Source organism: Haladaptatus halobius, from assembly GCF_020618475.1.
Taxonomy (GTDB): Archaea; Halobacteriota; Halobacteria; order Halobacteriales; family Haladaptataceae; genus Haladaptatus; species Haladaptatus halobius.
In genome coordinates this window covers 160,298-173,465 of sequence record NZ_CP085340.1, presented here as the reverse complement: position 1 = coordinate 173,465, position 13,168 = coordinate 160,298, and the positions used below count along the sequence as shown (strand labels likewise).

Below are 13,168 nucleotides of genomic sequence, written 5' to 3'. Positions count from 1 at the left end.
CGAGCAACGACGCTCGACAAATGTAAATAGCGTATCGAAGTAAATCAGTCTTTCCACTAGAACCCAATAGAATTCCACTACTCCCTACAATCCCACTTTGGAAGACAGCGTGTGTCTTCCATCGGGGGTGAATTACTCCTTCGAGAGGATTCACGCCACTTCCGCTTATAGTCTAATCAGCAGTGACCGCCAGTTTCTCCGTCGAAAATTGTCAATTTAGAGCAGCTAGAAGGGAGCAGGTCGGATTGATATTAGGATACTCTCTGACCAAGAGAAGACCACTGAACAGGGAGATTTCAACGAAAATAATAGGTCTCCTCTGTGGCCATACTGTTCTTGTATCTTGTCAATTAGTAGCCCAGCACTTGTTCTCGTATTATCCTGCTCGCTATCATCAGCGTTGTTCTTGGCGATGGCTATCCCAGTCTGGGCATTCTCGTTGGATTGGTCGTTCGTCTAAATGGCAATAGCGTCACCGTCATCTTGTGACAGTGCGCCACCGGCCAACATCGTTGTGACGAACGCCAATGAGATACGGAGTGCGGTCGACGATTAAAGGAAGCCATCGTTTTTACTTTTTATAACATACGTAAGATTTCCATCTAGTTCTACACGTATTATAATGAGGTTTCCATTTGGAGTGCCATATGGGTCCTGACAATAACAACAGAACGAAGATATGATAAGATAGGATAAAACCACGAACTGCGCACAGATTGATTCGGGATCCCGGGTAGATACACTTCCACTTAACGTTTAAACGGGAGCTAACGGAGATACTGCCACTACCTACTGTGGCCAACAGTAGCGTTCACGTTGTTACTTTGATATTTTTAGTAATTTTTAGTAATTAGTGGAGGTACTATTCTACTGATTGGAGTGGTTCCTTCGACTTAGCGATACGGTCATGCACATACCGTGCACCGACTCCAACAATGAAGGCTGTTGTTCCGACGACATCGGTGTACAGCCCTGCAGAAAGAAGGAGAGTGTTAATCGCCCCAACTATTGTTGGCTCTCGCCCGAGTGGAGCGTCCGTGAATGCAAACGAAAATGTGAACGGGAGCAATCCTGACACAGCAAGAAACCAGCTTAGAAAGAAGCCACTGTTAAGATAAGCGCTCACTGCCGCAGCGCCAAACGTGACGATGACGAGTAACTGGGAGTAATGTGTACTCGAAAGCCATTGGCCAGCAGGCGTGTAAGTAAGCACCGTAAACAAAATTGCGATAGCTAGTCCAACAACCAAGAAACTAGTCGATACACGGTAGTCCCGACCAAAAAGGAATGTGTACAGATTAGTTTCTGCTATGAATACATGATTCGAATTCAAGATAATAAGCTTTCTCTGCCTCTTAGGTATTTGCAGAACCTCGGAAAAAGGACGAAAACATCCAATCAGTAGTTAATAGAGTACCCAAATAGAACTGATTTTTTATATCTTCGTTCCCTTCGGAGGTGAGCTTGAACTAAAATTGCATCCTCTAACTGATGAAAATAGAATGTACGCTCCATCGAAGGCGGCGAGATCGCCATTTCCGCTTCTGCTTATTTTGTGCAGAAGTGTAAAAGAAATATTTCACTGTACACGAAGCTTATTATCTAATAGAAACATCTCTGTACATGAAACGCCGAACCACACTACTCAGCCTCCTATCTCTCTTCTCAGTCTCTGCTGGCTGTCTTGGAAACGCATCGTCAGGTGACTCACCATTCCGAAAACGAGTTTCAGTAAACCAGACTGACGCGATCCCAGAACACTACCCTGTTGACTTAACTATCGACGTCGTTCAGGCGGAACTCACTAAAACACAAACTGCTCATCTGAAAGCGACAGCGAAAAACACAGGTGAGGCGACGAGGGAGTTCGAGCCAGCCTACTACAAAGGTGCAAGCTCACGGGCAGGTGATTCAGGTATCCTCCTGTATTCCCTCCGTGCCCCAGATAGCCCACCAGCTGATTATACTCCTGACTGCATTGGGTCGGACGGTAAATCTCAGGGAAAGCTACGTTGGTCAGGTGAGTACTCCGGGACGGAAACCCTCGAACCCGGTGAATCAGCAAGCGAGGAACTGCTTATTGTTGATGATCCCACTATTGGCGGTTGTATTCCGACCGGGAAGTACAGATTTGAGACTCCGTATAGCATCAGCGACGAAAATGGGTACGATGAGCAGTTTATGTGGGGATTCACGCTCCGAGTCGATGACGTAAGTACGGAGAAAACTCAATGATGGGGTAAGAAAGAGAGAATTGACGGCGGGTTATTTTACCCTCTCAAAATAGATCGATTGTTTCGGCGTTGGTTGGCCTCGGGTTAAATTAGAGAGCGTGTATTTCTCACACCCTTGTTTCCGTCGAATCGGTCGGATTACGTCGGTGCGAAAATACAAGAAGACTGATTCCAACGAGAACAATGAGAATTCCAGGGAGCAAATAGACAATATTTGGTGAGCAGTGATCCCCGGGGCCACCTACCATTAGACACATCTGCCGCTGGAATGCATACCAGATTAAGATACTACCGCTAACGATACCAAGAGTGCCGATTGCCTGGAAGAGACGTGTTGAATACATACCAAATGGGAATGCAGGACATGGTAAATCTCTTCTGTAAAGCCAAAAATAGTTGTGAGTAATCTGCACTACGAACTCCGCACAGATTGATTCGGGGGTACTGTGGGATCCCACTGCCGCTTATTATGAAGCAGAAAATCGGCTTCATGCTGAATGACGGGACTGTACTACTCAATCTAAAAGTCGTCACTTGCCGCATGAAATTCATTTCACAAGGTTAAATTACCTCGTATATTGTTCAGATGGTTATTATTATTATTATTATTATTTCGCGGCCCATGAAATGATACGATATATGACCGACTCCGAATCTGAACCGGCTCGCACGTTCAAATCGCTCGACAAGGCGGTTCCTCGGTATGAATCGTTTCTCACAGTCGACGAACACCGCGAACGCAACCAGGCTCTCGCGCGTAACCACAATCAGGTCAGATACGAGGAACTCGGCGAAAGCAAGGGCGGAGAGGCGATCTGGACGGTCACTATCGGCAAAGGTGACCGAAGTGCACTCTTGTTTGGTGCGCCTCACCCAAACGAGCCGATCGGCTCGATGACAATCGACTTTCTTATCCATGAACTCGCGACAAACGACGAGCTACGGGCGTCTTTGGACTACGAATTCATCTGTATGCCGATTGCCGACATAGACGGTGTCCGATTCAATGAAGGTTGGTTCGACGGGCCGTTCACGCTCTCGAACTATATACAGAACTTCTACCGTCCACCGCCGGACGAGCAGATCGAAGCAACGTTCCCAGTCGAATATGAGGACTATTCGTTCGATGAGCCGATACCAGCGACTCGTGTATTGGCAGATCTAATCGAATCCCACCAGCCGGATTTCATCTATAGTTTCCACAATCTGGAATTCGGGGGATGCTACTACTATCTCACCGAGCCCCTCGAACCGCTTCACGACGCCCTTTCATCGCTCCCAGAAGAGTACGGAGTCCCACTTCACCATGGTGAGCCAGAGTGGTTCGAGAACGAAGCGTTTGATAATGCGATCTATCGTCTCCGAACCTTCGAAGATCAATATGAGATGGTACATGACGATAATGATATCGAACCCGAAGAGGTGCTGCTCGGTAGCAATGCCTATGACTACGCCAGCCGGTTCGACGACGATGTCATTGAGTTCGTCGTTGAATTACCGTATTTCTACGACCAACAGATTCAGGATCAAACTGAACTGAATAGCACCCGTGAGGAGGTTATCCGAGAGGGTGTCCAGAGTCGGGAAATGCTGCTTGAACAAATGGGGCATGTAGTCGAATCTGTCGGCGAGTACCTGCCGGACACGCCGATGGCTCGTGAGGCAATGGGGGTCGTCTCGTATTTCGAGGACGAAGTTGAGTCGAAAGTCGAATGGGCGGAATCAGCCCCCAAGACGGACGAACCCGCAACTGTTGCACAGTCTGTCGACGAGCGCCTTCTTAGACAGTGTCATGTATTGAGATATGCCGGAATGTTGTTGCGGTCGATCGACCACACCGCAATGAGTGCTGACGAGGAAACTCACGATCAACTCATGGAAGCAAAGGCGGTACTCGAGGACACGCTACACGACCGAATCGGCGAGATACGGGAGCACCTCGATTACGAGACGATTCCGATTTGGAAACTCGTCGCGATTCAGGCTCGTGCGGGCTTGGTTTGTTTGGACTATCGGCAGAGTACCTTTGACGAATGACCCGATAAGGTAGCAGACCAAGAATATAGAGTAATTTCACTGGATCGCGTTCTGATACTGTTCTTGAGTTATCGTGTATCGATGGGCATTGGCAAGATCACCATTATTCGGTCGAAAGTTCCTGAACAGCCCCTCGTACTGCCCCCCGTACCGATCAATGTATTTCTCAATTGCACGTCGTGACTGCTCGTTCCCCTCAAGGGTGAAGACAGCAAGCAGTTCGAGATCGAGTGTGTCGAAAACAATTCCTATGAGTGCTGCTGCTCGTTCTCCAGAGAGTCCACGTTCCCAAAATTGCTTTCGTAACCAGAGGCGAATCGTTCCAGTTCGACGTCCCCAATGCACATCGATCCCAGTCATCCCGACAACGGGTTCGGCGGATTCTCGAAGGCGAAGCAAATAGCGAAAGTCCTCCCCTTGCTCCCAGTTTGATTCGGCACTGGTGAGAAGATCGTGAGTTTCCTTTGGGGTCTGATGGGGATCCCAGGGGAGATACTCAGTTACATCCTCGATACCAGGATCGCTCGAGCAGATGTCATAGAGGTCGAAAAGATCGATAGCATCGTGAGTCAGTCGCTCAAAAATGAGGTGGTCGGTTTCGATTCGCTCAGGAATCATACCCGTAGTTGCTGGGTAGCTACTATGAAGGTACTGTGAAAAATCACTTATCGAGACAGATAGGGAAAACACTCGGTTTGGATCTGGTGAGAAGCTCGATCCGACAAAATATGCTTCCCCGGAGACGGCGACCCGGTCGAATCCACTTTCGCTTACGAGGTTCGGGAGTAAAAAACCGGGCTGATGATGAGTAGCAAGTGTAAATCTACTGTTTGATGTCAAATTCAAGCGTATCCATACACTCAGTTGCGTTCTCGTATTCACTTTGCAGAATGGAAAACCGATGCTGGTCGGTGACCTCACCGTTCGGGCGAGGAGAGTGTTGACGCAACAACCCTTCGAGGCGGCCACCATACTTCTCGACGTATTTTTCGATCATACGTCGGGACGGTTCGTTATTAGCGCTACAGGTAGTATAGTACGCGTCGAGATCATACTGTTCGAACGTCAATTCAACGAACACAGATGCTCGCTCGAGGCCATATTCCCGCCCCCAATACTGTTTCGCAAGCACGATACCTGACCCTGCCCGTCGTTCTTTCCATTCCGGACCATAGGCTGTCAAGCCAACGAGCTCTCCCCCTTCGTCTTTCGACCGCAAGAGGTATCGAGCAGTGTCACGGTCAGCCCATTCCTGTTCGGCCTTGTCTATGAAACCGGCTACGTGGTCGAGGTGTTTGAACCGAAACCACGGCATGTGTTCGGTCGAATCCTTCTGCCAACCATCTCGACTTACAAGATCATATAATTCAAACGGATCCACCATTTCGTGACTAACGCGTTCAAAGAGAAGTCGAGTTGTTTCAATTCGTTCAGGGAAGAGTTGGTGTACCATTGCAATTCCAGCTGTCTGTTGAATTTGTGGGGTAGAAAGCTCAACGGTAGCGTTCAAGTATGCCGAAGAGCTTATACATTTTTATACGGTAGTATGAATTGAGATTCTAGATAGCGATCAGCGTTTCACCTCTATTGGCAAATCTACGCAACGAACTATACACAGAATGGCTCGGAGGTTCCGGAGATAGCCTACTTCCACTTATGATGTTAGCCGGCAGAAAATCGGCTTCATACTGGATAGAGAACGTAGATCGAACAGGGAGCGTTTCCGTCTAAAACACGAATATTTGGACGAGAAATAGCGCAGTTAAAACGAGAGCCAGGACTGCCATTCCGTAGGCTAATAACCCGTACTTCGTTGGCTTTTGTTCATATTTTTCGGGCTTGTACAATCGAAGGAGACCAGTTCCCAAGATGGAAAGGCCAACGCCAAGTTGTGTGATGACAGCGATAGGAGACACAAAGAGAAAAGCGTACTGTGCCAGTAGTACTATTCCACTATATACGAAACTAAGGGTTACGAACCGAGCTGGCTTCATCTAACGTATAGATGACAGTCGATAGTTATATAAACTCCGCCAAATACCCACCGCGAATTGCGCACAGGTTGACTCGGGAGCCCGGGACATCGTACTTTCGCCTATGAGCTGAGAGAGCAGAAAATTGGCTTCGTATTGATTAGAGAGCGTGAATTGACTAGTACATAGATTGATGAGATCTTACAGAAATTAGAGACTATGTTTGAGCGGCTCTTCCCTCATTGGTCCAATCCTGCTCTCCTCGCTGCGATCGCTGGGATGCGAATTTTTATCAATTTGGTACTGACGATGATTGTGGCAAAGGCAACTAGTGCCACATCCCGTTCGACAGTTGCAATGGTGGTTCTGACCGTCCTTTCAGCGGTTCTAATGGTTATCGTGCTTCGCGACGGTCTTGGACTCAATGCGTCTTATCTTGAATTCCTTCTCCAAGTGACTCTCCTCGTGCTTACAGGATACATCGTCGCTTCGAACCCCGAAAATAGACGGTGGAGAGTCATTGTTGCTGTCTCCCTCGGTGCGATTGTACTACTTCTCATTATGATCCCTCTCTATGGTGAGGCCACGGTTGCTCCCTGACCATCCGAAACACCTCCACTGCCGCTTATACTCTCAACTGGCAGTCAATCGCCTCAAATCGAGCAAATCGAGAACTCGGTCCCGGTGCCGTCGTACGTTCTACGTCGGTTATAGAACCGATCAGTCACCTTGCAACAGACCAAAATCCCAGAATTCAGACTATTTTCCCAGTCAAGTGTTTAGCAGAGATGAACTGAACCGTGGGTGATCAGTGATGAAACACGGGGTTATCGAAAATTGTATTATGGACTCATCATTGGCGTGACCGCTGATAGAAGTAGTAAACAGCAACACCACCCAGCCCACCAATAAACGAAAGAAAACCCCATAGAAGAGGATACGGTGTCTCTGTCCGAGTTGCATCTCGGTAAATAAAGACACCGAGCATAAAAAGAAACGTCAATAGAATGAACGCTACGAATATTGTCAAGGGATCAATCAGCATGATTAACAATAAGATTGAGATGACACGGCATATACTTTCTGTTGACTACAAATCTAAATTCAGGCTTTCAGCTCCAAACACGTTGTTTCGACCAAGATGAACAGAGAGTACGATTATGTAGCGTTGTTACCTGGATCACGTTTTCGTCGTCACACTAGTCCTCTAGATAGATCGCATGCTCACTCTGGAGCGTATCCTACATCACTGTCTCACGAAGCATATACAGACACCCCAGCACGGGAACCCGTTGAGGCCGTCACAGTCGCAGTTTTCAGGTTCGGCAGCGTCTTCGTCCTCGGAAGAGAAGGCGTCAAGCGTGCCGGCGTCGGTCGTGTTCTCGATTGTAGCTATGTGCTTGTAGCAGGCGTTGCGGTGAACGTGATGCGGACACGTACAGGCCATTAGATCTTCAGTTATGTTATCAATTAAAACAATAGAATAGTAGTATAGAGGTTTACAGTTCTCATAATTAAACAACTGCAGAGCCAAAACATTCGTCCGTTTGATTGTGCCCAACTTACCCGAACGTATTTGCACGACTATCCATTATAAACAGTGGTGGGGAACACATGAGTGGGGTTCTATTAGACGTACGAGAAGGATCACCAGCAAAATCGGTTATCGACGCCATCCCGAAATCAATTGTACGGGTGTTAGAAGTAGCGATGGAGGAAAACGATCGTGAAGCAGCGCAGAACGACAAAATTCCGTACATTCTTGCTTGTCGACATCGATCAAGCAATCCGTTACCTCCTTAGAAACGATGAGGTGACGTCAAACGTCACTGAAATGATAGTCAAACAGATTCTCGACACGGAATCAAAAGAGACGACTAGCAGTGTCCAATCGGGACAGCAGAGCCAGGGGCGGGGTAAGTTCTCGAAACTACTACTCGTTGGAGCCGTCGTCGGCCTCGGCTATGTACTGAAATCAAAGTCGAAATCAATGAATAAAGTTGTGAGCAAGACGACGAACCAAGCTCATTCAATCGCTGACAAGATTGCGAAACGCTCTGGTGAGATGGCCCACCAAACGGAAGCCATTACTGAGCATGCGGCCCAAAGAATTCAGGAACGTGGTGAAACGGCCGCAGATCAGGTCGAAGCAGGAACCAAAGAAGCCGCGGAGCAAGTCGATAAACGCGGTGAGATGGCCGCTGACCAGGTTCAGAAAAGTGGTGAATAAGCTGCCGACAAAATGGATGAAGCCGCTGAGACGGCAGAGAGCACGCAGGAGCAACAAGAGGAAACTGACGAGGAGATGTCTAACGAAGACGAACAGAGCGAAGGAGACGAATAAGGGCCCTTACTGTTTTCGTGCTAGTGAAATTCGCAGAGAAGCAGAAACTCAGCGAGTACTCTGATTAGATGCCTTTAATTTTGATAGAAATTTCCTCACCTTGATTTTTGGTTGTGTGACCCTCATCGGTGTCACTGTCCAATCGTTTTTCATTACTTATTCGAGAGGACAGATTACACCACACGTTCGTTGATAAATTCAACACAGGTTTCGCATCCAGTGTACACAGGTGAGGAACCCTTCGTTTTTCTCGTACCGTGTACTGCGATGTGATAAGCGATCCGAATGTGGTTTTTTAACGTCCTATAGTGATTATCTATTCATTAACTCCGAGATTATTTTGCCATATGTTCAAAATAAGCCGCTATACTTAAGCAAATACGGATCCTATCTAAATAGGGAACACCAATGAGTAATCATGACACTGACAGAGAGCAGATGCACAATCAAGATAGGCATGCCCCGAACCCAGACGAACGGGGGAAAGGACTATCGGCGCTCATCGCTCTTCTTGGCCTCTGGCTGATCTTACAAGCGTTCCTATTCGAACTCGCAGCAACACAAGTCTGGAATGACGTCCTTGTCGGTGCGTTTCTAGCCGCCATCGGCGCGTACAACTATTCCCGTCAGTCGAAAGAGCAGTTAGGAAGCATGGGGGCGGCGACAGTCGCGGCGATACTCGGCTTGTGGCTCATCATCGCGCCATTTGTCCTCGGTGTTGATGCCGGAGCCACAGAAACTGCCAACAATCTTGGGTTTTGGAACGACATCATCGTCGGTTTGCTTGCGTTCGTGCTCGGCGCCTACAGCGCCTACAAAATCCGCGACTGGCGTCGAGATGCCCAAAGAGCGGCAGCCTAATTTGTTGACCAATCCTTTTTCAATGCCAGTCTGTCAGTCTGTTATCGCCACCAGTGAGTAAGCTGTTGTCGGCGATAAACGGCGATATAGTATTGAGTCAGATTTACTGAGACCGCCGTGACTAGTACTGCGAACAGGCCGATGAAGACAAGTGATCCGTTGTAAATGAAGCCGTTGAGTAGTTGGAGGAGAGCAAACACCGGCAATCCGAATGTAAAGAGGCTCGTCCGCACCGGGAACTCGCGTGCCATGCGAAAGAAAACCGCTACGTCGTCTAATTCCTTGTCGTCCATATTCTCTTCTGCTATTCACGTTCTTCCGAGCCTACAGCATAGCTCTTTCGAATCTAACGCTGTCATAGCGGAGAGGTTCACCTCACGGAGCTACCCGGCGTATTGTTATTGTTCATATCTTCGTCTAACAGGGAGGTCTCACGCAGTTCAACATGAGACAGAGAAAAAGAGCTGAAGCGGTGGTTAGTTCGGCAGTTCCTTCCGTCCCGTTTGCACACACGGCCAGCACGGGAAACCATTGAGGCCGTCACAATCACAGTCTTCTGGTTCGGCATCGTCTTCGCTGTCCTCGCACTGGAATGCCTCAAGCGCCCCGTCGTCGATTGCGTTCTCGACGGCGGCCATGTGTTTGCAGAAGGCGGTGCGGTGGACGTAATGCGGGCAGGTGCAGGCCATCAGCTCGCCGGTTTCGTGATCTAAGAAACTCATTTATCTGAGAGCTAGTGTAGTTCAGAAAACGCCGACATCCTCAGGGACGACTGTGAGTCCGAGGGTTCGAAAATCGCTGTCGAAGGCAAATACATGGGTAACATCACGCTCATCCGCCAGCACACCAGTCATATGATCAACAAAGGAAATTTGCTGATCATCATACCGACCAAATTCTGCACACGTGTTTGCGAACGCTGCTGGACCAGGATAGAGAATTGTCAAATTTGGCGACTCACGAATGCGTTGAATCCCCTCAACAGCTGCGGCGTGGCCTAGTTTCCGAAGCATTAGGGTTGCGAGTTCGCCGACTGCGAAGCTACTAATATAGAGTGGCCGGTACGGAGCTTCACCAGTTCGAATCTTCTGCATGACGATGCGAGCAGCATCATGTCGCTCATCATTCGGATTGAAGACGGCAAAGAGTGCGCCGGTATCAACAAAGAGAGAACGAGCAGTGTCAGCGGTAGATGTATTTGTCGGCATTATTCATCGTCAGAATTCGCTTCGATTGGACCATAGAGATATTCGTCGACGTTTGCGGCATCTGTCGGTTCCTCACTCGCAAATGTTGGTGACTCCGCAAATAGTGGATCATCGGGATCGAATTCGGTTGCTGCTTGAGCGTCATCTGCCCGCCACCATAGGACGGTTCGTCCTGATTTGCGTCGATGGATACGTCCTTGTTCATGTAACTGACCGAGTTTTTGGCGGGCAGCCTCCGTTGAACAGTCGAGAACGTCGGCAACGTCGCGCGAAGTGATCGTCGGACCCTCGATTTGATCGAAGACACGGAGCACGCGCTCAAGCGTGATTGTTTCGGCATAGTGGCCGGAGTCTGTGCGTGATTGGTCGCTCATATTCGGTTGATAGTGCTCCGATTGCCTTAACCGTATTGGAATACGCAAGTGGTAGTTGAAGCGGTGGTTAGTTCGGCAGTTCCTTCCGTCCCATCCTTACGCATGGCCAGCACGGGAAGCCACCGAGGCCGTCACAATCGCACTCTTCTGGTTCAGCGTCGTCTTCGTCCGTCTCGTCGTCCTCCGATGGGAACGCCGTGAGCGTCCCGTCGTCAGTTGCGGTTTCGACGGCAGCCATGTGCTTACAGAAGGCGCTCTGGTGGACGTGGTGCGGGCACGTGCAGGCCATCAGTTCCTCGGTCACGTGGTTGATGGAAATGAGGTAGTGATATTCAGCGTGTTTCGTTTGTCTCAAGTGCACCTACAACATCATTGAGGTCGAAAAGGTGAAGGTCAGTACGATCGTCAGCAGCTTCTTCTACGGATGATTTGAATCCCGATCGGCTGAATAATGCGTATTCATACGACGGATTGCCACCCGTCTTCGGTATCCAGTCGATATACTCGACCGTTTCTTCGAGATTGTTGAGGATATCATATCCGAGTAGAGCATTTGTGAACTTGGCTTCACCGACGAGAAGTGTCGACTCGTCAGTCGGGGTGACGACATCGATTTCACGATCTTTGTACCACCACTGGCTTGGCACCCGTGTAAACGTATATTCGGAATACAATTCAGGGAGTGCATCGTGACACAGCTCTTCAAATATTTCACTCACAAAGTCCGGCAACTCTGGTTCGATAAGATCCTCGTATGCATTTTCGCCATAGAGTTCATATTGACCACCACGGCCATACAGATATCGGAAGTAAAAACGAAAGACGGGATCTCGGATTTTGTACCGCGTTCGCTTACTTCGCGTTGGGTCAGCGAATGCTGGATGATGCTTTTCGATGATCTGAAGCGTTTCCAAGCGGTCGAAATAATAGGACGTATTGGTGCTCTCAATGCCGGCTCCTTGTGCAATTTCGTTTCGACTTCGATTTCCGCTCGCCATCGATTCTAATACCGAGAAATACGTATTTACCTCGTTGAGTTCCATTTGGAGCACCGTTTCTGGCTCGTTATGGAGTGGCCCATCCGGGTCACACAATAGTCGTGTAATATTCTTTCCGAGCGATCGTGATGCGTCGAGCGGATCTAAATAGCGAGGTGTGCCACCGAAGACTCCATACACGAATACACGATCCTCTGGGTCGTATCCCGGGACAAACTCTTGGACTGACCGGAAGGGGAGTTGTGTGAGTTCCATTTGACCATTCGGCGTCTGGGAAACACGTCCATAGAGTGGCGCACCGCCATCAAGCAGATAGGTGTGAATCATACCGATTGCTGACCCTGTAAGGACGAGCGTTGCTTGACTGTCGTCCACGCCGGTATCCCACAGGTGTTGCACAATAGATGGAAGACTCTCGTCTGATTCGATGAGATATGGGAATTCATCGATAATGATGATCGCGTCTCTCTCAACGAGGTGCGTGAGAAGTGGTTCCCACTCTTCTTTGACCGAAGTAATGCTGGAAAATGTCGACGCAGCCGCTTCAACGAAGCGAGAAAGTTGGGTAGTGGGAGTTCCTTGGACAGCCTGATAGTAGACGACATCGTTTCGATCGATAACGGATTGGCGAACGAGTTCACTCTTTCCGATTTGCCGACGCCCGTAGATAATTGCGAGTTCCGCTTGTTCGCTATCGTATAGCGCTTTGAGTCGGTCAAGTTCCTTGATGCGATTGACGAACTGTTCCATACGTATGGTAGAGATGCGAGGTATGTATGTGCTTCGAAGTTAGTGGCGAGACTATTATAGCTCAAACTCTAATAGTTTCATTCCTAATCTTTGCTTTCCGTGAGCGTTCGCTGGTCGGTGATAGCCGAGAACGTTAGTTGGCGTGCCATGGATAAAAAGAGCTGAAGCGGTGGTTAGTTCGGCAGTTCCTTCCGTCCCGTTTGCACACACGGCCAGCACGGGAAACCACCGAGGCCGTCACAGTCGCAGTCTTCGGGTTCGGTATCGTTGTCGTCCTTCGGCGGGAAGGCATCGAGCGTTCCGTCGTCGGGTGCGTTTTCGACGGCAACCATGTGTTTGTAGTGGGCGTTCCGGTGTGTGAGGGGAAAACAGATAATCAATAATAGAAC

15 protein-coding genes are annotated in these 13,168 nt (G+C 48.9%); 5 read left to right on the top strand and 10 right to left on the bottom strand.

Annotation, left to right across the window (positions count from 1 at the left end; genetic code table 11):
• Window positions 1–1,623: 1,623 nt before the first annotated feature.
• On the top strand, window positions 1,624–2,235 hold the full coding sequence (locus LIW51_RS34225) for a hypothetical protein (protein ID WP_227380472.1): 612 nt from the start codon (window positions 1,624–1,626) through the stop codon (window positions 2,233–2,235).
• A 638-nt stretch (window positions 2,236–2,873) separates the two neighbouring features.
• Entirely contained in the window at window positions 2,874–4,271 is a 1,398-nt protein-coding gene (locus LIW51_RS34220; RefSeq protein WP_227380471.1) for a M14 family zinc carboxypeptidase, read from the top strand.
• 36 nt (window positions 4,272–4,307) lie between these two features.
• Here the strand turns inward: LIW51_RS34220 and LIW51_RS34215 are convergent, their stop codons facing one another.
• Both LIW51_RS34215 and LIW51_RS34210 read right to left on the bottom strand, forming a co-directional pair.
• The gene (locus LIW51_RS34215) at window positions 4,308–4,889 is read right to left on the bottom strand and encodes a GNAT family N-acetyltransferase (RefSeq protein WP_227380470.1); all 582 of its coding nucleotides are present in this window, start codon (window positions 4,887–4,889) and stop codon (window positions 4,308–4,310) included.
• A gap of 205 nt (window positions 4,890–5,094) precedes the next feature.
• The gene (locus LIW51_RS34210) at window positions 5,095–5,655 is read right to left on the bottom strand and encodes a GNAT family N-acetyltransferase (RefSeq protein WP_227380536.1); all 561 of its coding nucleotides are present in this window, start codon (window positions 5,653–5,655) and stop codon (window positions 5,095–5,097) included.
• Window positions 5,656–6,463: 808 nt separating this feature from the next.
• Between LIW51_RS34210 and LIW51_RS34205 the strand changes: the two genes are divergently transcribed.
• Window positions 6,464–6,844, top strand: a complete 381-nt coding sequence (locus LIW51_RS34205) for a hypothetical protein (RefSeq protein WP_227380469.1) — start codon at window positions 6,464–6,466, stop codon at window positions 6,842–6,844.
• Between the two features lie 646 nt (window positions 6,845–7,490).
• Here LIW51_RS34205 and LIW51_RS34200 read toward each other — a convergent pair.
• Entirely contained in the window at window positions 7,491–7,691 is a 201-nt protein-coding gene (locus LIW51_RS34200; protein ID WP_227380468.1) for a hypothetical protein, read from the bottom strand.
• Between the two features lie 279 nt (window positions 7,692–7,970).
• On the opposite strand from LIW51_RS34200, the gene LIW51_RS34195 reads away from it, so the two are divergent.
• Window positions 7,971–8,474, top strand: a complete 504-nt coding sequence (locus tag LIW51_RS34195; protein WP_227380467.1) for a hypothetical protein — start codon at window positions 7,971–7,973, stop codon at window positions 8,472–8,474.
• A gap of 522 nt (window positions 8,475–8,996) precedes the next feature.
• Window positions 8,997–9,449: an SPW repeat protein gene (locus LIW51_RS34190; protein ID WP_227380466.1), complete on the top strand. Its 453-nt coding sequence runs from the start codon at window positions 8,997–8,999 to the stop codon at window positions 9,447–9,449.
• A 41-nt stretch (window positions 9,450–9,490) separates the two neighbouring features.
• Here the strand turns inward: LIW51_RS34190 and LIW51_RS34185 are convergent, their stop codons facing one another.
• The 7 genes from LIW51_RS34185 to LIW51_RS34155 all read right to left on the bottom strand — a co-directional run bounded on the left by LIW51_RS34185 (window position 9,491) and on the right by LIW51_RS34155 (window position 13,111).
• Window positions 9,491–9,700: a hypothetical protein gene (locus LIW51_RS34185; protein WP_227380465.1), complete on the bottom strand. Its 210-nt coding sequence runs from the start codon at window positions 9,698–9,700 to the stop codon at window positions 9,491–9,493.
• A gap of 225 nt (window positions 9,701–9,925) precedes the next feature.
• Window positions 9,926–10,171, bottom strand: coding sequence for an SWIM zinc finger family protein (locus LIW51_RS34180; RefSeq protein WP_227380464.1), 246 nt, complete (start codon window positions 10,169–10,171; stop codon window positions 9,926–9,928).
• Window positions 10,172–10,192: 21 nt separating this feature from the next.
• Complete coding sequence (locus LIW51_RS34175; protein ID WP_227380463.1) at window positions 10,193–10,657, bottom strand: type II toxin-antitoxin system VapC family toxin; 465 nt, start codon at window positions 10,655–10,657, stop codon at window positions 10,193–10,195.
• The gene (locus tag LIW51_RS34170) at window positions 10,657–11,031 is read right to left on the bottom strand and encodes a helix-turn-helix domain-containing protein (protein ID WP_227380462.1); all 375 of its coding nucleotides are present in this window, start codon (window positions 11,029–11,031) and stop codon (window positions 10,657–10,659) included. Before LIW51_RS34170 ends, LIW51_RS34175 begins: the two co-directional genes overlap by 1 nt.
• A 67-nt stretch (window positions 11,032–11,098) precedes the next feature.
• Entirely contained in the window at window positions 11,099–11,386 is a 288-nt protein-coding gene (locus LIW51_RS34165) for an SWIM zinc finger family protein (protein ID WP_227380461.1), read from the bottom strand.
• Complete coding sequence (locus LIW51_RS34160) at window positions 11,364–12,779, bottom strand: ATP-binding protein (protein WP_227380460.1); 1,416 nt, start codon at window positions 12,777–12,779, stop codon at window positions 11,364–11,366. Before LIW51_RS34160 ends, LIW51_RS34165 begins: the two co-directional genes overlap by 23 nt.
• Window positions 12,780–12,952: 173 nt before the next feature.
• Entirely contained in the window at window positions 12,953–13,111 is a 159-nt protein-coding gene (locus tag LIW51_RS34155) for a hypothetical protein (protein ID WP_227380459.1), read from the bottom strand.
• Window positions 13,112–13,168: the final 57 nt, after the last annotated feature.